15 protein-coding genes are annotated in these 21004 nt (G+C 70.7%); 11 read left to right on the forward strand and 4 right to left on the reverse strand.

What is annotated here, in order from left to right; translation table 11 throughout:
- Positions 1 to 51 precede the first annotated feature (51 nt).
- The 3 genes from ACIRA5_RS05235 (at position 52) to ACIRA5_RS05245 (ending at position 3732) form a co-directional block, all read left to right on the forward strand.
- Entirely contained in the window at positions 52 to 1701 is a 1650-nt protein-coding gene (locus ACIRA5_RS05235) for a glycoside hydrolase family 13 protein (protein WP_403687449.1), read from the forward strand.
- Positions 1702 to 1726: 25 nt separating this feature from the next.
- Complete coding sequence (locus ACIRA5_RS05240; protein WP_352051959.1) at positions 1727 to 2761, forward strand: LacI family DNA-binding transcriptional regulator; 1035 nt, start codon at positions 1727 to 1729, stop codon at positions 2759 to 2761.
- 110 nt (positions 2762 to 2871) lie between these two features.
- Positions 2872 to 3732, forward strand: a complete 861-nt coding sequence (locus tag ACIRA5_RS05245) for a phosphatase PAP2 family protein (protein ID WP_403687451.1) — start codon at positions 2872 to 2874, stop codon at positions 3730 to 3732.
- A 120-nt stretch (positions 3733 to 3852) separates the two neighbouring features.
- Here the strand turns inward: ACIRA5_RS05245 and ACIRA5_RS05250 are convergent, their stop codons facing one another.
- Entirely contained in the window at positions 3853 to 4740 is an 888-nt protein-coding gene (locus tag ACIRA5_RS05250) for a LysR substrate-binding domain-containing protein (protein ID WP_403688575.1), read from the reverse strand.
- Positions 4741 to 4893: 153 nt separating this feature from the next.
- Here ACIRA5_RS05250 and ACIRA5_RS05255 point away from each other — a divergent pair, with 153 nt between their 5' ends.
- The gene (locus ACIRA5_RS05255; protein WP_403688577.1) at positions 4894 to 5811 is read left to right on the forward strand and encodes a DMT family transporter; all 918 of its coding nucleotides are present in this window, start codon (positions 4894 to 4896) and stop codon (positions 5809 to 5811) included.
- Between the two features lie 68 nt (positions 5812 to 5879).
- Here ACIRA5_RS05255 and ACIRA5_RS05260 read toward each other — a convergent pair whose 3' ends face one another.
- Entirely contained in the window at positions 5880 to 8876 is a 2997-nt protein-coding gene (locus tag ACIRA5_RS05260; protein WP_403687453.1) for a bifunctional [glutamine synthetase] adenylyltransferase/[glutamine synthetase]-adenylyl-L-tyrosine phosphorylase, read from the reverse strand.
- Positions 8877 to 9199: 323 nt separating this feature from the next.
- Here ACIRA5_RS05260 and ACIRA5_RS05265 point away from each other — a divergent pair, with 323 nt between their 5' ends.
- The 3 genes from ACIRA5_RS05265 to ACIRA5_RS05275 are packed head-to-tail and all read left to right on the forward strand — an operon-like array spanning position 9200 to position 12487.
- Positions 9200 to 10090 (forward strand): alkaline phosphatase family protein, encoded by an 891-nt coding sequence (locus ACIRA5_RS05265; RefSeq protein WP_403687456.1) that lies wholly within the window; start codon positions 9200 to 9202, stop codon positions 10088 to 10090.
- A 1-nt stretch (position 10091) separates the two neighbouring features.
- Entirely contained in the window at positions 10092 to 11465 is a 1374-nt protein-coding gene (locus ACIRA5_RS05270) for an MFS transporter (protein ID WP_403687457.1), read from the forward strand.
- The gene (locus ACIRA5_RS05275) at positions 11462 to 12487 is read left to right on the forward strand and encodes a TolB family protein (RefSeq protein WP_403687458.1); all 1026 of its coding nucleotides are present in this window, start codon (positions 11462 to 11464) and stop codon (positions 12485 to 12487) included. Before ACIRA5_RS05270 ends, ACIRA5_RS05275 begins: the two co-directional genes overlap by 4 nt.
- Before the next feature lie 59 nt (positions 12488 to 12546).
- Here ACIRA5_RS05275 and ACIRA5_RS05280 read toward each other — a convergent pair whose 3' ends face one another.
- Both ACIRA5_RS05280 and ACIRA5_RS05285 read right to left on the reverse strand, forming a co-directional pair.
- Entirely contained in the window at positions 12547 to 13731 is a 1185-nt protein-coding gene (locus ACIRA5_RS05280) for a GDSL-type esterase/lipase family protein (protein ID WP_403687460.1), read from the reverse strand.
- A gap of 68 nt (positions 13732 to 13799) precedes the next feature.
- Positions 13800 to 14405, reverse strand: a complete 606-nt coding sequence (locus tag ACIRA5_RS05285) for a TetR/AcrR family transcriptional regulator (RefSeq protein ID WP_403687463.1) — start codon at positions 14403 to 14405, stop codon at positions 13800 to 13802.
- A 71-nt stretch (positions 14406 to 14476) separates the two neighbouring features.
- Between ACIRA5_RS05285 and ACIRA5_RS05290 the strand changes: the two genes are divergently transcribed.
- The 4 genes from ACIRA5_RS05290 (at position 14477) to ACIRA5_RS05305 (ending at position 20892) form a co-directional block, all read left to right on the forward strand.
- On the forward strand, positions 14477 to 14968 hold the full coding sequence (locus ACIRA5_RS05290; protein ID WP_403687465.1) for an FBP domain-containing protein: 492 nt from the start codon (positions 14477 to 14479) through the stop codon (positions 14966 to 14968).
- A gap of 106 nt (positions 14969 to 15074) precedes the next feature.
- Positions 15075 to 15659 carry a GNAT family N-acetyltransferase gene (locus ACIRA5_RS05295; protein ID WP_403687467.1) on the forward strand — a complete coding sequence of 195 codons (585 nt, stop codon included), beginning with the start codon at positions 15075 to 15077 and terminating at the stop codon, positions 15657 to 15659.
- 358 nt (positions 15660 to 16017) lie between these two features.
- On the forward strand, positions 16018 to 17196 hold the full coding sequence (locus ACIRA5_RS05300; RefSeq protein WP_403687470.1) for an acyltransferase family protein: 1179 nt from the start codon (positions 16018 to 16020) through the stop codon (positions 17194 to 17196).
- 708 nt (positions 17197 to 17904) lie between these two features.
- Positions 17905 to 20892, forward strand: coding sequence for a SpoIIE family protein phosphatase (locus tag ACIRA5_RS05305; protein ID WP_403687472.1), 2988 nt, complete (start codon positions 17905 to 17907; stop codon positions 20890 to 20892).
- Positions 20893 to 21004: the final 112 nt, after the last annotated feature.

A 21004-nucleotide genomic window follows, 5' to 3' on the forward strand; every position in this document is an offset into this window, starting at 1 on the left:
TCGTACTCAGCAAGCGCCTCCGTCGTTCCCCCCGCACCCCTAAGGGAATCCATGACCCAGCACGTCACCGACGCACTCCCCACCGACGCCTCCTCCGCCGCCTCCGGGCGCCGGGAGTGGTGGCGCGACGCGGTCATCTACCAGGTCTATCCGCGCAGCTTCGCGGACGGCAACGGCGACGGCATGGGTGACCTGCCGGGCGTCCGGGCCCGGCTCCCGTACCTGAAGGAACTCGGCGTCGACGCGGTGTGGCTGTCCCCCTTCTACGCCTCCCCGCAGGCGGACGCGGGCTACGACGTGGCCGACTACCGCGCGGTGGACCCGATGTTCGGCAACCTCACAGACGCCGACGACCTGGTGCGGGACGCGCACGGGCTGGGGCTGCGGGTGATCGTCGATCTGGTGCCCAACCACTGCTCGGACCAGCACGAGTGGTTCAAGCAGGCGCTGCGCGAGGGCCCGGGTTCGCCGATCCGGGAGCGCTTCCACTTCCGTCCCGGCAAGGGGGAGGACGGCGAACTGCCCCCCAACGACTGGGAGTCCATCTTCGGCGGGCCTGCCTGGACCCGCGTCGAGGACGGCGAGTGGTACCTGCACCTGTTCGCGCCGGAGCAGCCCGACTTCAACTGGGACCACCCGGCCGTCCACGACGAGTTCCGCTCCATCCTGCGCTTCTGGCTGGACCTCGGCATCGACGGCTTCCGCATCGACGTCGCCCACGGTCTCGTCAAGGCGGCGGGTCTGCCGGACATCGGCCACGACGAGCAGGTCAAGCTGCTGGGCACCGAGGCCGTGCCGTACTTCGACCAGGACGGCGTGCACGAGATCTACCGCAGCTGGCGGCGCATCCTGGAGGAGTACGCGGGTGAGCGCATCGCGGTCGCCGAGGCATGGACGCCGACCGTCGAGCGCAGCGCCCTCTACCTGCGCCCGGACGAGCTGCACCAGGCCTTCAACTTCTCCTATCTGACCACCGGTTGGAACGCGACGGACCTGCGCGAGGTCATCGACCGCTCGCTCGGCGCCATGAACGCCGTGCACGCGCCCGCGACCTGGGTCCTCTCCAACCACGACGTGGTACGGCACTCCACGCGTCTCGCGGAAGGGGACGAGGCGCGTGGTCTGCGCCGGGCACGGGCGGCGACCCTGCTCATGCTGGCGCTGCCCGGCTCGGCGTACCTCTACCAGGGCGAGGAGCTCGGGCTGCCCGAGGTCGTCGACCTGCCCGACGAGGTCCGCCAGGACCCGGCGTTCTTTCGCAGCGCGGGCCAGGACGGCACCCGCGACGGCTGCCGGGTGCCGCTGCCGTGGTCCGGCGAGGTCGCGCCGTTCGGCTTCGGCCCGGTCGAGGGCGGCCCGAGCTGGCTGCCGCAGCCGGCCTCCTGGAAGAACCTCACGGTCGAGGCGCAGGAGGGCGACCCCACCTCGACGCTGGAGTTCTACCGCAGCGCGCTCGCCGTGCGCCGCGAGCACCCGGCGCTCGGCGCGGGCCGCCAGGTGACCTGGCTGCCGACGCCCGACGGGGTCCTCGCCTTCCGCCGGGACACCGCCGAGGGCTCGTTCGTCTGCACGGTGAACCTCACCGCGGACCCCCTCTCGCTGCCCACCCCGGGCACCCTGCTGCTCGCCAGCGCGGACGTCGAGCCGGGTACCGAAACGACCGAACTGCCCGCAGATTCAACGGTCTGGTGGGCAGTCTGAGATGCGACCGGTACAGTCCAATCCTGTGACCACACGGCTTGCCGACATCGCAGCCCAGGCGGGGGTCAGCGAGGCGACTGTCAGCCGCGTCCTGAACGGGAAGCCGGGCGTCGCCGCGACCACCCGCCAGTCCGTCCTGGCCGCGCTCGACGTCCTGGGCTACGAGCGCCCGGTCCGGTTGCGGCAGCGCAGCGAGGGCCTGGTGGGCCTGATCACCCCGGAGCTGGAGAACCCCATATTTCCGGCCCTGGCGCAAGTCATCGGCCAGGCCCTGACCCGCCAGGGCTACACCCCGGTCCTCGCCACCCAGACGCCGGGCGGCTCCACCGAGGACGAGCTGACGGAGATGCTGGTGGACCGGGGCGTCGCCGGCATCATCTTCGTCTCCGGTCTGCACGCCGACACCTCGGCGGACATGCAGCGCTACGAGCAGCTGCGCGCCCAGGGCGTCCCGTTCGTCCTGGTCGACGGTTTCTCGCCGAAGGTCCAGGCGCCCTTCATCTCCCCGGACGACCGCGCGGCGATGGCCCTGGCGGTCACGCACCTCGTCTCGCTCGGGCACACCAGCATCGGACTCGCCCTGGGTCCGAAGCGGTTCGTGCCCGTGCAGCGGAAGATCGAGGGCTTTGTGCGCACGATGCAGGAGCAGTTGGGGCTGAGCCCGGCCGACATCGAGGAGCGACTGGTCCAGCACTCGCTGTACACGCTGGAGGGCGGCCAGGCCGCGGCCACCGCCCTCATGGACCGGGGGTGCACGGCGGTGGTCTGCGCGAGCGACATGATGGCCCTCGGCGCGATAAGGGCGGCGCGCCAGCGGGGTCTGGAGGTGCCGAAGGACATATCGGTCGTAGGCTTCGACGACTCCCCCCTGATCGCCTTCACCGACCCACCCCTGACGACGATCCGCAAGCCGGTCCCGGCCATGGGACAGGCTGCCGTGCGGACGTTGCTGGAGGAGATCGGTGGAACTCCGGCGCCGCACAGTGAATTCGTGTTCATGCCGGAGCTGGTGGTGCGCGGTTCGACCGCTTCGGCCCCTGGGGACCGGAATCGTCCCTAAGGAGGAGCGCATACGTTGCGCGGAGGACTCCTCCTGTCGTAGAACGTGCGGCCAGGACCCAACCAAGGGATGATCGGTCGCGGAACGCTTTTCTGGCAGACTTTGTGCCTATGGGTGAGACGACCGTGACGACACTGGAAGGCCAGGACCGGGCCGCTCCACGCCCCGTCGCGGAGGAGAACGCGGGGAAGGCGTTCCTGCGCCGACTGCGCACCCCGCGTCGCCCCCGCTTCTGGTTCGAGATCCTGCTCATCGCCGTGAGTTACTGGACGTACTCACTGATCCGCAACGCCGTGCCCGAGCAGAAGCAGGAGGCGCTGCGCAACGCCGACTGGCTGTGGCGCATGGAGCACCACCTCGGGATCGCCGTCGAGCAGTCGGTCAACCACGCCGTGAACTCGGCGACATGGCTGATCATCGGGATGAACTACTACTACGCGACGCTGCACTTCGTCGTGACGCTCGGGGTCCTGGTGTGGCTCTATCGCAGCCACCCCGGCCGGTACGCGGCGGCGCGCCTCGCGCTCTTCGCCACCACCGCGGTGGCCCTGCTCGGCTACTACTTCTTCCCGCTGGCCCCGCCCCGCCTGATGAACGGCGGCGACTTCGTCGACACGGTGGTCGTCCACCACACGTGGGGTTCCATGGCCTCCGGGGACCTCAAGCACATGTCGAACCAGTACGCCGCGATGCCGTCGATGCACATCGGCTGGTCCCTGTGGTGCGGTCTGACCATCTTCGCCCTGGCCTCGGTGCCGTGGGTGCGCGTCCTGGGTCTGCTCTATCCGGCGGCCACGCTGCTGGTCATCGTCTCCACCGCCAACCACTTCTGGCTGGACGCGGTGGGCGGCATGCTGTGCCTGGCCTTCGGCTTCATGGTCGCCCGCCTCTGGTACGGGGCTCTGCCCTACGCCCTGCCCCGCTGGGTTCCGGGGACGCGTGGCGCGCCCCTGGTGCCGCTGGAGGCCTGACACCCGGAGCTGTCGTCGAACGGGCCCGTCGGTGACCGACGGGCCCGTTCGCCGTCCACCGGAGCGATACGTCCCGTCTCGCGCCCCTCCAGCGCCTGGAGCCGGAGCCGTCATGAGCCGTCACCGGTCGGGGTGGGCCGCGCCCCGGAGCGCGTCCAGCAGTCCGCGCAGCGCCGTCCGTTCGGCCGCGCCGAGACCCGCCTCCCGCACCGCCGCGTAAAGGACCCGCACGGGCTCAGGAGCACGCACCTTCCGCACCACCACACCGGGGTGCCGGCTCCCCAGCCCGAGCCGGGGAATCAGACTCACCCCGAGCCCGGCCGCCACGAATCCCTGAGCGGTGGCGTAGTCCTCGCTCTGCACCGCGAACGAGGGCCGGAACCCGGCAGTCGCACAGGCGTCCAACTGAGCGTCGAGGCAGGGCCCCGGCCACTCGCTCCCGACCCACGGCTCATCCGCCAGCTCCGCCAGTTCGAGCAGCCGCCGCCCCGCGAGCCGGTGCCCCCTGGGCAGCACGACCCGGTACGGATCATCGAGCAGACGTACGAGCCGGATGCCCTCGGGACCGGCAGCGTCGGCCCGCACCACCAGGGCGAGATCGGCCCGCCCCTCCTTCACGTCGGGCAGCGGATCCTCCACGTCGATCAGCTTCAACTCCACCCGTACGCCGGGGTGCTCACGCCGAAACCGCGCAACGGCGGGAGCGACCAGCGCGGCCCCGGCCGTGGCGAAGTACCGCATCGCGAGCCGCCCCGTCCGCCCCGCCCGCAGATCCGCGAGGGCGGTCTCCGCCTCGGCGACCTGCCGCCCGATGGCGTCCGCGTACTCGGTCAGCAGCAGCCCCGCCGCGGTGGGCCGCACCCCGCGCCCCACCCGCTCCAGCAGCTCGGTCCCCGCCTGCTTCTCCAGCGCCCCGATCTGCTGACTGACGGCGGACGGCGTGTACCCCAGATCCGCCGCGGCCGCCGTCACCGACCCGCTGCTGACCACAGCCCGCAGCACCTGCATACGCCGCACATCAAGCATGAAGCACACCTTAACAGTGCATGCAAAACACTTCACTTGTCCTCAATCCAAAAACCACGGACGGTAGGACGCATGGCAAGCCCCGTCACCGCCTCGCCCTCCTCCCGCCGCTCCTCCTTCCGCTCCTCTCTCCGCATGGCCACCCTGGCGCTCCTCTGGGGCTCCGGCTTCCTCTGGATCAAGGTGGCCCTCGACCACGGCCTGTCCCCCGCCCACCTCACCCTCGCGCGCTGCGCCCTGGGCACGGCGGTCCTCCTGCTCCTGGCCCGCGGAGCGCAACAGCGCCTCCCCCGCTCCCGCGCCCTCTGGCTCCATGTCACCGTCGCGGCGCTGTTCTGCAACGCGATCCCCTTCGCCCTCTTCGCGCTCGGCGAGCAGACGGTCGACTCGGGGGTCGCGGGCGTCATGAACGCGACCACTCCCCTCTGGTCGCTCCTGCTGGGCGCGGTTCTCGGCACGGACCGCGCCCTCCACCCCCTCCGCCTGACCGGCCTGTTCCTCGGCTTCGCGGGCGTCCTGCTGATCTTCGCTCCCTGGCAGCACGGCGGCCTGGCCGGCTGGGGCGCCGGAGCCCTCCTGGCCGCCGCGGCCAGCTATGCGATCGCCTTCACCTACATGGCCCGCCACCTCACCCCCCGCGGCGCCCCCCTGGCCGTATCGGCGGCCCAACTCCTCATGGCCACGGCGTGGACGACGTCGGCCCTCCCCACGGCGGCCCCCAGCCACCCCGACAGCACGGCCCTGCTGGCGGTCGCCGTCCTAGGCGTCTTCTCCACCGGCCTGACCTTCTACCTCAACTACCGCATGATCGCCGAAGAGGGCCCCACCAGCGCGGCCACGGTCGGCTACCTGCTCCCCGTGGTCTCGGTGACGCTCGGCGCCCTGGTCCTGAACGAGGCGCTCGGCCCCCGCACCCTGGTGGGCATGGCGGTGGTCCTGGCCGGAGTGGCGGCCACCCGCACCCGCCCCCGAACGGAAGGGGCCGTGCCGGTACGTCAAAGTCCGTCGCTTACGTCCGGGCCTGGAAGCGGCTCCCCACAGGGCAACGCCTGATCCGGCGGCGACGGGCTGACGTACCGGCACGGCCCCGGCACCCCCACCGGGCCGCAGGCGCCCAAGGCTCACGCCCCGTAGAACAGCACCTCCACCACGGCCCGAGCCCGCCGAGTGATCCGCCGGTAGTCCTCGAGCATGTCGCCGACATGACCGGGCCCGTACCCCAAGTACCGCCCGACCGCGGCGAGTTCACGCCCGTCGGAGGGAAACGTGTCCCCGGCCCGCCCCCGCACCATCATCACCGCGTTGCGCACCCGCGTGGCCAGCACCCACGCCTCGTCCAGGATGGCCGCGTCCTCCCCGGACACCAGCCCCGCCGCGCACGCCGCGCCCAGCGCCTCCCGTGTCCGAGTGGTCCGCAGCCCCGGCTCCACCCACCCGTGCTGCAACTGGAACAGCTGCACCGTCCACTCCACGTCGGACAGCCCGCCCCGCCCCAGCTTGGTGTGCAGCGTCGGATCGGCTCCCCGGGGCATCCGCTCCGACTCCATCCGGGCCTTCAGCCGCCGGATCTCCCGTACCGCGTCGTCACCGAGCCCCTCCGCGGGATACCGCAACGGATCGACCAGCTCGATGAACCGCCGCCCCAGGTCCTCGTCCCCCGCGACGAACTCGGCCCGCAAGAGGGCCTGCGACTCCCACACCAACGACCATCGCCGGTAGTAGGCCTCATAGGAGTTCAGCGTCCGCACCAAAGGCCCGGACTTCCCCTCGGGCCGCAGATCGGCGTCGATCAGCAACGGCGGATCCGCGCTGGACACCTGAAGCAACCGCCGCATCTCCGAGACAACCGCGTTGGCCGCCCGGGATGCCTCCTGCTCGTCGACACCCTCCCGGGGCTCATGCACGAACAGCACATCCGCATCGGACCCGTAACCGAGCTCGTGCCCCCCGAACCGCCCCATCCCGATGACGGCGAACCGCGTGGGCAGCGTGTCCCCCCACTTGTCCCGCACCACGGCCCGCAGGGTCCCCGCCAGCGTCGCCGCCGTCAGGTCGGACACGGCACCGCCCACCTGATCCACCAGCGCGCCCTGATCGGCGACGGCCGGCGTCTCCTCGGTGCCGTACGAGGCGACGATGTCCGCGGCGGCCGTACGGAACAGCTCCCGCCGCCGCACGCCACGCGCGGCGGTCACCGCCTGCTCGCCCCCGTCGGCCCGCCTCACCGCGGCGAGGATCTCCTGTTCCAGATGGGCACGGCTGCGCGGTTCGAGCCCGCCCCCGTCCCCGTCGCCGAGCAGCGCGACGGCCTCCGGCGCCCGCATCAGCAGGTCCGGAGCGAGCCTCCCGGCCGACAGCACCCGCGCCAGGTTCTCCGCCGCGGCCCCTTCGTCCCTCAACAGCCGTAGATACCAAGGGGTCTTGCCCAGGGCGTCCGACACCTTGCGGAAGTTCAGCAACCCGGCGTCGGGGTCGGCGGAATCCGCGAACCACCCCAACAGCACGGGCAGCAGGGTCCGCTGGATCGCGGCCTTCCGCGAGACCCCGGAAGCCAGCGCCTCCAAATGCCTCAGCGCCGCGGCCGGATCGGCGTACCCGAGGGCGACGAGCCGCTCCCGCGCCGCGTTCGGACTCAGCCGGCTCTCACCCGGGGCGAGTTGGGCCACGGCGTCCAGCAGCGGCCGGTAGAACAACTTCTCGTGCAGCCGCCGTACGACGGCCGCGTGCCGCTTCCACTCACGGTTCAGCTCGACGACGGGATCGGCCCGAAGGCCGAGCGACCGCCCGATGCGCCGCAGATCGGCATCGTCCTCGGGCACCAGATGAGTCCGCCGCAGCCGGTAGAGCTGTATGCGGTGCTCCATGGACCGCAGGAACCGATAGGCGTCGTCGAGCTGCACGGCGTCGGCCCGCCCGACATACCCACCGGCCGCGAGTGCCTTCAACGCGTCCAGCGTGGTCCCGCTGCGCAGTGAGGTGTCGGCCCGCCCGTGCACCAACTGGAGGAGCTGCACGGCGAATTCGACATCGCGCAGTCCTCCCGGTCCGAGCTTCAGCTCGCGGTCGATCTCGGCGACGGGGATGTTCTCCACGACCCGCCGCCGCATCTTCTGTACGTCGGCGACGAAGTTCTCCCGCTCGGCGGCGTGCCACACCAGGGGCGCCAGCGTGGCCACGTACTCCTCGCCGAGTCCAAGGTCCCCGGCCACCGGCCGCGCCTTCAACAGGGCCTGGAACTCCCAGGTCTTGGCCCACCGCTGGTAGTAGGCGAGGTGACTGCTCAGGGTCCGCACCAGCGGCCCGTTCCGCCCCTCGGGCCGCAGATTCGCGTCGACGGGCCAGATACTGCCCTCGACGGTGGTCTCGGAACAGATCCGCATCATGTGGGAGGCGAGCCGGGTGGCGGCCTGCAGCGCCTTGCGCTCGTCAGACCCGTCCACCGCCTCCCCGACGAAGATGACATCGACGTCGGACACGTAGTTCAGCTCGTGCCCCCCGCACTTCCCCATCGCGACCACCGCGAGCCGGCACAGCGCGGCGTCGTCGGGCGCGGCTCTGCCGGCTATGGCGAGCGCGGCGCGCAAGGTGGCCGTGGCGAGGTCGGCGAGTTCGGCGGCGGTCTGGGCGAGGTCGGTGGTGCCGCACACGTCGCGTGCGGCGATGGACAGCAGGCAGCGCCGGTAGGCGACGCGCAGGGCGACGGGATCGGTCGCCTGCGCCAGCCCCCGCTCGAACTCCCGTACCCCGGGGTGGAGGTCCTGCGGCTCGTACGTCACGAGCGCCTGCCAGTCGCGCGGGTGCCGGGCGAGGTGGTCGGCGAGGGCGGCGGAGGCACCGAGGACGCCGAGCAGCCGGTCACGCAGCGGCTTGGCCGCGATCAGGGTGTCGAGGAGTTCCCGCTCGGCGATGTGGCCGTCCTGCGCCTCGACGAGCCGGACGAGCCCGAGCAGCGCGAGATCGGGATCGGCGGTGGCGCCGAGCGCGTCGAGGAGCACCGGATCGGACCGTACGGGCTCGAGCTCCGCACCGTCCAGGAGCCGCTCGGCGGCCGACGGATCGGTGAAGCCGTGTCGCAGCAGCCGCGTGAAGGTACTGCTCCTGCGCCCCGGCGCCATCATCCTGGGCCCTCCCGTCGGATCAGGTCGCACGACCGGTCCGATCAAGGTCGTACGAGCCCGAGCCTAACCCCGGTCCCCACGGTGGCGCCCCGCGCCGGAATCGGCTTCCGTGGAAGGTGTCCTCGGATGTGGCCCGTGCGAGCGGCGGGGAAGGTAAGAAAAGTAAGAAGGCGAGCGGGGTGGCGACGACCGCGCAGGCCGGGAAGTAAGCAGTTCATCAGGTCTTCACCCCGCCGGTTGGGTGGCTTGACGCAGGGGAATGTTGGCGTGTGCATGCTCTGTCCGCACCGCCACCGTCGTCTTCCCCCCACCGGAGGTCTGAAGTGTCCGGCAGAAACGTGTACCGCCGCAGTCGTGCCGTCGTGGCGTCCGCCCTCGCCTTCACCGCAGCCGCGGTGGGCCTGTGGACCGGCCTCGGCGGCTCCACGACCGCGCACGCCGCGGCCGGGGTACCGACCCCGGACCACGTGGTCGTCGTGGTCTTCGAGAACCACGCGTACAGCCAGGTGATCGGCTCTTCCAGCGCCCCGTACATCAACTCGCTCAAGACCGGCGGCGCCAACCTCACCTCGTCGTACGCCGAGACGCACCCGAGCCAGCCCAACTACTACGCCCTCTTCTCCGGCTCCACCCAGGGCGTCACGGACGACAGCTGTGTCACCCCCGGCTTCTCCTCCGCCGCGAACCTCGCCTCCGAGGTGATCGCGGCGGGCAGGACCTGGGCGAGCTACAACGAGACGCTGCCCAGCCAGGGCTCCACGACGTGCAGCAGCGGCAACTACGCGCAGAAGCACAACCCGTGGTTCGGCTTCAGCAACGTACCGACGTCGACCGCGAAGACCTTCACCCAGTTCCCGACGGACTACACGACGCTTCCGCAGGTCTCCTTCGTGGTCCCCAACCTGTGCAGCGACATGCACGACTGCTCGGTGTCGACCGGTGACACCTGGCTGAAGAACAAGCTGGGCGCGTACGCGACCTGGGCCAAGACCCACAACAGCCTCCTCGTCGTCACCTTCGACGAGGACAACCGGCTCAGCGGCAACAAGATCCCGACCGTGCTCTACGGCCAGCAGGTGACCGCGGGATCCACCAGCTCGACCACCTACAACCACTACGACCTGCTGCGCACCCTGGAGGACTCGCAGGGCGTGTCGACACACGCGGGCAACGCCGCCTCCGGCAAGGACATCACCGGCATCTGGACGTCCTGAGATGTACGTGGCGGACAGCCGCGCCTCCACGAGTGCGGCGTCCGCGGAAGGCGCCGTCCGGCCTCGTGCCGGACGGCGCCGTGCCGCGGTCGCGCCCACGGTGCTGGCGCTCGGCGCGGTCAGTCTCATCACCGACGTCTCCTCGGAGATGGTCACGGCGGTACTGCCCCTGTACCTGGTGACGGGCCTCGGCCTGTCCCCGCTGGGCTTCGGCCTCCTGGACGGCATCTACAACGGCTTCTCGGCACTCGTACGGCTGATCGGGGGCCACCTGGCCGACCGCGGCGGCGGCCGCCACAAATGGGTGGCGGGCTTCGGCTACGCCCTCTCGGCGGCCTGCAAACCGCTGCTGCTCCTGGCCCACACGCTCACCCCGATCGGCCTGGTCCTGGCCGCCGACCGCACCGGCAAGGGCCTGCGCACGGCCCCGCGCGACGCGCTGATCTCGCTGTCGAGCACGCCGGAGACACGGGGGCGCGCGTTCGGCGTGCACCGGGCGATGGACACCGCGGGCGCGCTGTTCGGTCCCCTCGTGGCCTTCCTGATCCTGCGGGCCACGGTCGACGGGTACGACGCGGTGTTCACGGTGAGCTTCTGCGTGGCGGTGGTGGGCGTACTGGTCCTGGTGCTGTTCGTGCCGAACGGTGCGAACGGCACTCGTACGAAGTCGGGTGCGGACGGCGCTCGTACGAAGTCGGGTGCGGACGGCGCTCGTTCGCCGGCGACAGGGACGGCACCGCAGGGAATCTCCGGGGACACCGCACCCCGCCCCACCCTGCGCGCGGCCCTCGCCCTCCTCGCCCGCCCCGACCTGCGCCGCGTCACCCTGTGCGCGCTCCTGCTGGGACTCGCGACGGTCAGCGACTCCTTCGTCTACCTGCTCCTCCAGCGGCGCCTGGGCGTACCGGACCGCTGGTTCGCGCTGCTGCCCCTCGGCACGGCCGCGGCCTTCCTGCTCCTGGCCGTCCCGCTCGGCCGCCTCGCGGACCGGGTCGGCCGCTGGCGGGTGTTCCTGGCCGGTCACGGCGCCCTGCTCCTCGCGTACGCCCTCCTGCTCACCTCCTGGCACGGAACGGCACTGCCGTACGCCGTCCTGCTCCTGCACGGCTGCTTCTACGCCGCCACCGACGGCGTACTGATGGCAGTGGCCTCGGAGAGCGTGCCCGAGGAACTGCGCTCGTCCGGTCTCGCCCTCGTCCAGACGGGCCAGGCCCTGGCCCGTTTCGTCTGCTCGCTCGGCTTCGGCGCGGCATGGACGGCTTGGGGCGACCGTACGGCGCTCACGGCGTCGACGGTGGCGCTGGCGCTCTGCGCCCTGTTCGCGCTCACACTCCGCCGTCCCACCCCCTCCGCCCCATCAGAAGGCCTCGCATGACCCTCCGTACCCGCATCCTGGTCCTGATCTCGGCGCTGGTCGTCCTGGCGGGCGTGGCCACGGCCTCCGTCCTGCACGCCTCGGCCCGCGCGGACCGCAAGAACCAGACACAGCCCGGCGGCCCGAGGATCACCGCGGGCACGGTCGCGCTCGCCACCGGGTCCGGGAGCCGCATGATCTTCCGGAACATGGCCTGGGGCCCGCACCGCGACGAACTGACGACGGTCCCGGCGTCGAACCCCTCGGGGCCCCGCACGGCGTCGAAGGTCAAATGCCTCCGCTTCTACGCGGCCGCGGGCACCGGCGTCTGCCTCCAGTCGGTGCACGGCCCGGTCCAGGACACCTACCGGGCCGTCATCCTCGACACGCGCCTGCGCGAGACGGCCCGCTACGACGTCCCCGGTATCCCGTCCCGCGCCCGCGTCTCCCCCAGCGGCCGGTACGCCGCGTGGACGGCCTTCGTCGGCGGCGACTCGTACGCGGGGACGAACTTCTCCACGCGCGCGGCGATCGTGGACACGAGAACGGGGAAACTCACCCCCTCCTTGGAGGCGTTCCGCGTCGTGAAGGACGGCAGGACGTACCACGCGGCGGACGTCAACTTCTGGGGCGTCACCTTCGCGGCCGACGACCGCACGTTCTACGCGACGCTGGCGACGAAGGGCAGGACGTACCTGGTCCGAGGGGACCTCCGGGCCCGCACCCTCACGACCCTCCACACCAACGTCGAATGCCCGTCCCTCTCCCCCGACGGCACGCGCGTCGCCTACAAGAAGCGCGTGCCGGGCCTGTCGAAGGACGCCCCCTGGCACCTGTACGTCCTCGACCTGCGCACGATGCGCGAAACCCCGCTGGCCGAGCCCCGCAGCGTCGACGACCAGGTGGTCTGGCGCGACGACCGCACGATCGTCTACGCCCTCCCCGGCGACTACGGAGCCGACCTCTACACCGTCCCCTCCGACGGCACGGGAAAGCCGCGCCGCATCAGCACCGCGGCGGTGTCACCCGCGTACGTGAACTAGCCGACGGCGTACGTGAACCTGGCGACGGCGTCCGTGAACCGGGCGAAGGCGTAAGTGAACTAGGCGAAGGCACCCCGGGCGTTGAAGACCAGCTCGGCGAAGCGTTCGCCGATACGGCGGTGGGTGGCGGCGTCCGGGTGGAGCTGGTCGGGCAGCGGCAACTCGGCGAAGTCGGCCTCGCCGTAGAGGCCCCGGCCGTCCAGGTGGTGCAGGTTCGGATCCTCGGCCGCCCGCTGCTCCACGATCCGGGCCAGCTCGTCGCGGATGACACGCAACGTCAGTTTCCCGCTCGCGCGCTCCGCCGGATCCCCCATGGCCACGAACCGCAGCCGCCCCGCACCGAGATCGGAGAAGTCCGGGGCGGTGGGCCCGGGCGTGTCCTCATGGAGGGGACAGAGAAGAGGCGAGACGACCAACAGCGGCGTGGTGGGATGCCCGTCACGGACGGTGTCGAGAAAGCCGTGCACCGCCGGGCCGAAGGCACGCAACCGCATCGCGTCGGCGTTGACCAGGTTGATCCCGATCTTGACGCTGATCAGATCGGCGGCGGTGTCCCTCATGGCCCGCGCGGTGAACGGATCGAGCAGAGCGCTCCCGCCCAGCCCCAGGTTGATCAGTTCCACACCGGCGAGCGAGGCGGCGAGCGCGGGCCAGGTGGAGGTGGGCCCTGCGGCGTCGGAACCGTGACTGATCGAGCTGCCGTGATGCAGCCACACCTTGCGTCCCCGGTCCGGCGCGGGCTCGACGGGGGCGTCGGTGCGCAGGGCGACGAGTTCGGTGATCTCGTTGTGCGGCAGCCAGATCTCGACGTCCTTGACGCCGTCGGACAGACCGTCGAAACGGAGGGTCCCGACCGCTCCGGATCGGGTCTCGACAGCTCCGGAGGTCAGGTCGATGACCTTCGCGTTGCCGCCGACGACACTCCCCTGCCCGGCCGGCCGGCCATCGACGACCCACTCGTACACCCCGTCCGGACGCGGCGGCGCACCCACGTAGACGAGCTTGGTCGGCAACGTGTCCAGTTCGACGGCGGTGGCCCGGGTACGGAAGACCAGCCGTACGCCGGAGGGCTGGGCCTCGGCCATGGCGAGCTGTCCGTCGGGGATCTGCCTGCGAGCCCGTGCGGGCAGCCGGTGCGGGAGGAGACCGTGTTCGGTGGGCTCCAGGTCGAGGGCACCGCGCAGGAGACCGGCGGTGATGGGCGTGGTGATGGGGGTGGTGATCCAGTCGTGGTCGGTGGTCATGGCCTCGGTGTCTCCCTCAGAACTCTCGGGTGCCGGAATCGACCGGCGGGACGATTCTGGCGAGACGATCAGGGGGCGGATGCGGGCGCGGTAGCTGTTTCTGTCGCACTCGCGGGCCAGTTCCGCAGCAGCGCGTCGAGGGCGTCCAGCATCCGCACCCAGGTCTCCTGCGTGTCGGGGGCGCTGTGGCTGAACCCTCCCCCCATCTCCAGACTGACGTAGCCGTGGAAGAAGCTGCCCAGCAGCCGAACGGCGTGTGTCTGGTCCGGCTCCGTCAGCGCGTAGCCACGCAGGATCGCCCGCGTCATCTGCGCGTGCCGCCCACCGGCGCTGGCGGCGGCCGTTGCCGGATCGAGTCTGAACTGGGCGGCGGCATACCGGCCGGGGTGCTCCCGGGCGTAGTCGCGGTAGACGTTCGCGAGAGCGGCCAGGGCGTCCTTGCCGGCCCGACCGGCCAGCGCGGCGGCTCCCCGGTCGGCGAGTTCCTCCAGGGCGAGCAGGGCGATCCGGGTCTTGAGGTCCTGGGAGTTCTTCACGTGCGAGTACAGGCTCGCGACCTTCACGTCGAAGCGTCGGGCGAGCTCCGAGACGGTCACCTGATCGAAGCCCACCTCGTCGGCCAGCTCCGCCCCCGCGAGGACCAGACGTTCCGTGGTCAGCCCGACGCGCGCCATGACCTTGCTCCCATTCACCACAACAGCTAATACATTTGCCTAACACTTTTAGGCAATTTACCATGTCTCTCATGAAGCCGCTGACCGAACAAGAGATCCGCGCCGCGTTCGTGAACTGCACCAAGGGCGAGGCGAAGCGCCTGTCCGTCCCACGCGACCTGGCCGACCACCCCTGGGACGACCTGGACTATCTCGGCTGGCGAGACCCCCAGTCCCCCGAACGCGCCTACCTCGTCCTCGAACTGGACGGCCACCCGAAGGCCCTGGCCCTGCGCAGCCCCAGCCCCACCTCCTGGCAGACCCGGCGCAGCATGTGCTCGATGTGCCTGACCACCCACACCGGCGGCGTCTCCCTGATGGTCGCCCCGAAGGCGGGCAAGGCCGGCCAGCAGGGCAACTCGGTCGGCGCCTACATGTGCACCGACCTCTCCTGCTCCCTGTATGTACGAGGCAAGAAGGACGCGGGCCCCGGCGCCCGCCTCCACGAGTCACTCACACGGGAGGAAAAGATCCAACGGACGGTGACGAACCTGACGGCGTTCCTCACGAAGGTGACGGCTTGACGTCGTACGGCCCCTGGCGCGCTCCAGCGAGGAGGCCCGTAAGAGGGCCCGCGAAAAGGCCCGTGCGCAGAAGATCGCCACTGGCCACCGGATCTATTCTGCTCCGGTGACCAACCAGCCGCTTGAGGGCACCGTCGTCCGCCTCGTCCGCCTGTCTCCCGACCACGCCGAGGCTCTCTTCCCGTCGGCGTCCGACCCCGAGGTCTGGCGGTGGATGCCCCGGGCACGACCCGAGACCGTGGACCACCTGCGCGAGTGGCTCGGCGAGATGACCGCCGACCCGACGCGGCGCTGCTTCGCGGTGCAGCGCCGTGACGACGGCACAGTGATCGGTTCAACCAGCATGTACGACCTCGACCTGGCCGAGAGCCGCACCGAGATCGGCGCGACCTGGTTCGACCGTTCCTGCTGGGGCGGCCCCTACAACGTCGAGTCCAAACTGCTGCTGTTCACCCACGCCTTCGAGGACCTGCGCCTGGCCCGGCTGGCCCTGCGCACCGACAACCTCAACGTGCGGTCCCAGCAGGCCCTGACCCGCCTCGGCCTGGTCCACGAAGGAACCCTGCGCAGCCATATGCGCCGCCCGGACGGCACCCGCCGCGACTCCCTGTACTACAGCCTGCTCGCCGAGGAATGGCCGACCGTCCGCGAGACACTACGCGCCCGGGTCACCACCAAAACAGCGCCCTGAACCGACCTTCACGCACGGATCCGGCACGCATCTCATCGATGCTGTGTCTGTGTCTGTGTCTGCGGCTGCGGCTGCGGCTGCGGCTGCGGCTGCGGCTGCGGTCGTGGAGTGTCCGACTGCGTGACAACGGCCACGCACAGCGGCGGACAACCACGTACGCGTGTGGACCATCGCAGCAGGTGCGAGGCAGTCCGGCCTGAGGTGAAGCGCTCGCCCAAGACACGACGCTCCATCGCTGTCTGCCGAAGCCTGTTGCTTACTTAACCTTACGTCAGTGGTCATATAATGCGCCGGTTACTGGCGGACCCTCGAAGGGCTACGGCGAAACCCCATGTCTTTGCCAGGCATACGGGCGGTGGTGACACCTCTCCCCAAACGCCTCGACTCCCTCACGAGCCTGCGCTTCTTCGCGGCCTGCGCGGTCTTCACCACCCACTTCACCGGGAGCGGCGGCAAGACCGGACTGGGACGGGCGCCGTTGATCTTCCCTTACGCGCAGTTCGGCGGAAACGGCGTCAGCCTCTTCTTCGTTCTGTCCGGCTTCCTGATGACCTGGGTCTTCAAACCGAACGAGCACCCAGGCGCCTTCTACTGGCGCCGGGTAGGCCGGATATGGCCCGCCCACCTGGTCGCCCTGCTGCTGGGCACCTACGCCTACTACACGGCGGCGCACCTCGCGATCAGCTGGCCCAGCCTGATCTCCTCCGCCTTCCTGGTGCAGACCTGGTCCCCGAACGTCACCCCGGCCCTCCCCGGGAACGAGGTCACCTGGACGCTCAGCGTCGAACTGCTCTTCTACGCCCTCTTCCCGCTGCTGGGCCGGATCGCGGTCAGGCTGCGCACCCGCTGGCTCGGGGCGGTCACGGCAGGCGGACTGGTGGGAATGTGGGCCGTCGACTGGTTCGCCACCACCCACTACTCGCCCGCCCACGCGGCCTGGGTGATGCGCCACCCCGTGGTCTACCTGCCGGAGTTCCTGCTCGGCATGACGCTCGCGCTCGCGGTCAAACGCGGCTGGCGGCTGCCGCTGCACCCCTCGCTGCCGGTGGTGCTGCTGGCGGCCTACGTCTACTGCTACTACCAGGGCCAGGCCCGATTGCCGGCCGGGGCCGCCTCGCAGCTCGACTATCTGGTGCGGCCGGTGGTCGCGGTCCTGGCCGCACTGATCATCCTCGCCTTCGTCCAGCGCGAGGTCCGCGGACTGCGCGGCGTACTCAACGCCAAGCTGATGGTTCAGCTCGGCCTGTGGTCGTACTGCTTCTACCTCCTGCACCACTCGATCAGCCGGCTGGCCATCTACCAGTGGGGCCGCATGCCCGACAACAACGGCACGCTGTTCGCGCTGGTCGGCATGGGCGTGGTCGTCATCGTGCTGGCCTGGGCGTTGTACTCCGCGGTGGAGGAGCCCGCGGAGAAGTGGTGGCGGCGGCACACGCCGCAGCGGTGGCTGCGGCAGGACCCGCCCGGCGGGCGAACAGTGGCAGTTTCGCCGCCTCGCCGGCCAGAGACCGAACCGCGCGAGCCGGTCCCCAACTGACGAGACGCGGGTGAGCACACAGGGCCCTGAGGACTCCGTTAGTTGTGAGGGCGGCTGTGCGAGGGCTTTCGGTCCAGAGCGGGCGGGCTGCAATTCGGCGCGGCTCCGTAGTCGCCTTCCGTTGGAGTGTGGCGCGTGACCAGCGACGTTCCGGCCTGTCCTGAATGCGGCCAGCCGATGAAGTCTGGTGGCCTCGTGCTAGCGGAGCGGAAGGATGACGGTCGGCGGACGTGTCGATCGCTGTGGAGCTGTGCCCGTCGGCACGTCTGGTGGAGTTGGGCGGATCGGCCGGACGAGCCGTTGGAGATCTGCCCAGTGCCGGAACTGTTCCACTGACATCCAACGCCGACATCAACGACCACGCACAGCCGCAGCCTTGGGCGCATGCACATGGCTCCCGTGCGCGCCTCCAAGGAGGCGTTCCGGTACACGCTCGCGCGGACACCCGCCGTCAGGGAACCGTGGCTGCGGGCGATCTACGACCGAGGATGCTGACCCGTCAGGCGGGTTGATCGGGCACTCGGGCGCGAAAGGTTCCCCAAAACGGATGAAATGACCTAGATTATTCGGATGAGAGTGGGTGGAGGGATGTAGATCGCCGCAGGTCCCGATCACATGCGGCCCAGCGGGTACCCAAGCGGTGAGCGGAGGCGACAGTCGGCGGTGGTTAATTCCAGAGGCGGCGATGCCGACAGCAGCGGTCCGTCCATGTCTCGCGCCCTCCGTCCGCTGCACCAGCCGCAGGGGCTGCGGACCATGCAGACCGTGCGGCCCTTGGAGGGCCACCGCGTGCGGATGCTGCTGCTCGACGCCGTGGACGAGGACCGGCACGATGTCGAGGTGCTGCTGACCGCGCTCCAGCAGGCGGTAGCCGAGGTGCACGGCCTGGGCGGCATGGTGCATCTCCCGGGCGGCGGCATGAGCGGCATCCTCTACATGGTCGCCAGCAGTGGTCTGCCGGAGTCGATGACCCGACCCTGGCTGATCATCCCAGCACGGGGCGCGGCGCCGCCCAGCAGCGCCGCCCGCACCGACACCACCACCTGGCAGCCCGACCTGGCCCCTCCTGACCCGGTGCCCGGGCGGGACCCCGCCTCCCTGTGGCCTTCCCGACTCCCCGTCGGCATCGGTCACCTGGCCGCGCCCATTCCGGGCGATGGCCGGCGACGCGGCGCGCTCTCCGTCCTCTTCGCCCCGGGCGCCGAGCCCGGCGCGGCGGAGCGCGCGTTTCTGAACGAGGTGGCGGCCTGGATGTCCGAGAGGCTCAGGTCGTCCGGGATCCTCAATCCGTCCCTTACTCTGCTGCGCGCCCTGGAACACGGGCCAGGACCGCAGGAGGCCCCGCCGTGGGACGTGAAAGGGGTGCCCTCCATCACGTACACCTGGGACCTGCGCACCGGCGAGCTGACCTCCGACGGACCCGTCGAGGAGGTGCTGGCCGGCATCGATCCGGAGGTGATGAGCGGCGGCATCGAGGCGTGGGCAGCGCTGATCCACCCGGACGACCTGCCAGGGGCGGTAGCCGGCTTCGACACGGGCATCCGGCTGCGCGGCGGCTTCCAGAACGAGTACCGGATCCGCCGCCAGGACGGCACATACCTCTGGATCGAGGCCCGCGCCCGGACGATCACGGACGAAGAGGGGACACCGGTGAAGGTGATCGGCGCCCTCCAGGACAGCAGCGAAACGCACACCGCCGCCGAGTCGGTGGGGCGGGCGCTGCAACACATGAGCGACGGCTTCGTCTCGCTGGACACGGACTGGCGCATCGGATTTCTCAATCAGGCCGCCGAGCGGCTCTTCGGCGCCGCGGGAGATGTGGCCGGAGCCCTGCTCTGGAACGTTCCCGCGGTACGTGCCGTGCCGGGGCTGGAGCAACAGTGCCGGGCCACGGCGGCCGAGGGCCGGCCGGCCGGATTCGACGTACCGTGGCCGGACGGGACGTCCTGGTACCACCTGCGGCTGGTGCCGGTGCCGGAAGGCCTCACGCTCTACATCACCGACACCACCGAGCGGCATCTGCGCGAGGCCGAGCGCGCCGCCGCGGAGCGAGCGGCCGCGGAGCGGGCGGCCCTGGTGCAGCGGATCACGCGGGAGCTGGCCGAGGCTGTCACGGCCCAGGATGTGATGGCGGCGGTGGCCGACGGCGTGATGACACCCCTCGGGTCCACCGGACTCATCATGCTCGGCGTGGTCGGCGACCGGCTGACAGTGGTCGGCTCCCGGGGATATCCGGAGCGCTTCACCCGACTGCTGGACGGGGCGTGGACGGTCGGGGACACCACGAACCCAGTGGGGGACGCCCTGCGCACCCGCACCCCCCTCCACATCTCCTCCCCGGAGGAGTTCCTGAAGCATTACCCGGGAACCGAGACCTTGGTCCGGGAGGGCGGCAAGCAGGCGTGGACCTTTCTGCCGCTGGCGGTATCGGGACGGGGGATCGGCGCGGCGGTGATCTGCTTCGGTCGACCGCGGGTGCTGGACGACAACGAACAAACGTTGCTGACCGCGCTCAGCGGACTGATCGCGCAGGCCCTGGAGCGGGCCGGACTCTACGACGAGGCGACGACCCGGGCCCGTACCCTCCAACGCAGCCTGCTGCCGCAGGCACTTCCCAAACTGCCCGAGGTGACGGCGGCAGCGCGTTACCAGCCGGCCAAGCACGGAGCCGACGTCGGCGGCGACTGGTACGACGTGATCCCGCTCTCCGCGGCCCGGGTGGCGCTCGTGATCGGCGACGTCATGGGCCACGGCATGGCCGAGGCCGCCACCATGGGCGGACTCCGCACGGCCGTCCGCACCCTCTCGGAGCTGGAGCTGCCGCCCGACGAAATCCTCGGCCACCTCAACGACATCGTCGGCGAGCCGGGCACCGATGCCTTCGCGACCTGCCTGTACGGCATCTACGACCCGGTGACCCGGCGTCTGTCGTACGCCAGTGCCGGTCAGCCGCCCCCGGCAGTGGCCCACCCCGATGGCACCGTCACCTTCCTGTCCATGACCCCGGACCCGCCGCTGGGAGTGGCCACTCCCCCCTTCGAAACCCTCGAGACCCTGCTGCCCGCCGACAGCCTGCTCGCCCTCTACAGCGACGGCCTGGTCGAGAGCAAGGACAGGGATGTCACCACCGGCATGAGCCGCCTCGCCGAGCTCCTCTCCCAGTCCGTGAACGCCATACCGACCTCACCGGCGGATGCGTCCGACCTGGACGCCCTCTGCGCCACCATCACCTCCGCTCTCCTCCCCGCCCACGGCGCGCTGATCGACGACGCCGCCCTGCTGCTGGCCCGCACCCACCCGCTGGACGCGGAGAACGTCGCCGAGTGGTCGTTGCCGGAGGACCCGGTGGCGGCGGGCGAGGCCCGCGGCCTGGTCCGCGCCCAGCTCGCCGAGTGGGACCTGGCCGATGAGGACCTGATCATGACCACGGAACTCGTGGTCAGCGAGTTGGTCGGGAACGTCATCCGGCACGCTTGCGGCCCCATCCGGCTGCGCATGCTCCGCAGCCGCGCACTGATCTGCGAGGTCGCCGACGCCAGCCTGACCACGCCGCACATCCGTCACACCTCCGCCACCGACGAGGGCGGCCGCGGCCTGCAGCTCATCTCCGCACTCTGCGAGCGCTGGGGCACCCGCCACACCCGCACCGGCAAGTCCATCTGGACCGAACAGCCCCTCCCCACCGTCCCGATCTGATTTCTCACCTCGCACGTAACCCGACCTGCCGAGATCTCCCGTACGACGCCGTGAACGCCGTAGGGCCGACGGTCGGCGACCGTCGGCCCTACGTGCCGTTCTGGCGGGATGC

It is taken from the genome of Streptomyces sp. NPDC096311 (assembly GCF_044763085.1).
In the GTDB taxonomy this organism is placed as follows: domain Bacteria; phylum Actinomycetota; class Actinomycetes; order Streptomycetales; family Streptomycetaceae; genus Streptomyces.